At 48.4% G+C, this 1437-nt stretch carries 1 protein-coding gene; it reads right to left on the bottom strand.

All coding sequences use genetic code 11. From position 1 onward, the window contains the following. A partial coding sequence (locus B3O33_RS00835) for a hypothetical protein (RefSeq protein ID WP_292362740.1) occupies window positions 1-1437 on the bottom strand: 1437 nt, incomplete at both ends.

Genomic DNA, 1437 nt, shown 5'->3' with positions numbered 1-1437 from the left:
TGAAAAATAGACCCGCATGACATTATCCGGATCCAGAGTGACCCTTAAAATAGTGATGGCATGCCAGCCCACAAAGCGCATGGCACTGTCGGTGACAGCGATACCGGCTGGCTGAGGATGGATCAGTGGTTGGTTGTCATTGTAATAGGGATGATAACTGGCATAAAAATGTCTGAGAAATACTTCAAGTTGCATTAATTTGCCTGAAGCTACATCGACATTAATACTGAAACCACGTCCACACCACCAGCCGTGAAATTCAGGGTTGACCCAGCGATGCGGATCGCCTTCGCGGTCGATGCAGCAACGACCCATTTCAGCATAAATCCGATCCAGATGCGGGACCAAAATTAATGAGACTGGATCCAAATCCATTGGCAAATGACTGGCGATACCCGAAAGACTATCTTGTGAAGAGATCGCCTTGCCTTCGAAATGCATAATGATTTCATCATCACGTGCAGCCCAGACCACCATCTGCAGCAGATAATCTGGATCATTATAGGCCCACATCGACATGGCACGTGCCGACTGACAGGTAGGGTTATTACCCTGGCCAATACCTAATGGTTGTCCGAGCACGCACAACACGCCTGCCAATAGTCGATTGCTCGCGCACGGTGAATCGCCAAATAAGGAATTCAGTCGTTGCTCGGCAGCGGGGGATAAAGGCAATGATAATTGGCGCCACAAAGAGGGTGCCATAGCCGATTGATAAAGAATGCCACGCTCCAGCATCAATGCCAGACCGTAAATACCCTGAGCGGTTTCAGGATGAATAGCCTTGGCAATTAAGGCTCGCACCAGATCGCTGTAAGAAAGCAGACAATCCCGACCTGTTGAAGATAAACCCAATGCCTCACTCAGCAAATAATCAGTCTCTTCCGATAAATGACGAAGTAATACTGAATGATAGGGAGAAACCAGACCAGTATCATGCATCGCACGAGCAAATCCGCTGGCTTCGTACTGTAAGGCGGCATTATCCATGCTCTGCAGCCGTTGCTGATAGATTTCGACACCCGGATCTTCACGACACGCCTGAGTCGGGCCAAACAGACTACTGATCAACCGATCTGCACCCTGACCACTGTTGCCCATATCAATATCGGGATTTTGGCGGCAGATGGCAATTTGCGTCACCATCTGTTTAACATGCTCAACTTGAATAGGCCGTTGTTGCAGAATCCGCCAGATTTCATCAATCAACTGATCAATGACATGCTCATAGCCAATACTTTCTGCCAGATGATGCAACAGACCCCGACTGATATCCGCTAAGCGTCCTTGTAACTCGCGTTCAGCTTCATCAGCTACGGAAAATAAGCGTCTCAGATTAACCGCGAGTACCTGTGTCAAAAAATGATGTGCCTGCTCTGACGAAATCTCCGGGTGTACGAAGTCTTGTTTGGCTACCGCCAAAAACCGTAATTCACT

The organism is Methylophaga sp. UBA1464, assembly GCF_002325665.1.
In the GTDB taxonomy this organism is placed as follows: Bacteria; Pseudomonadota; Gammaproteobacteria; order Nitrosococcales; family Methylophagaceae; genus Methylophaga.
This window is presented reverse-complemented; position numbering and strand designations above follow the sequence as displayed.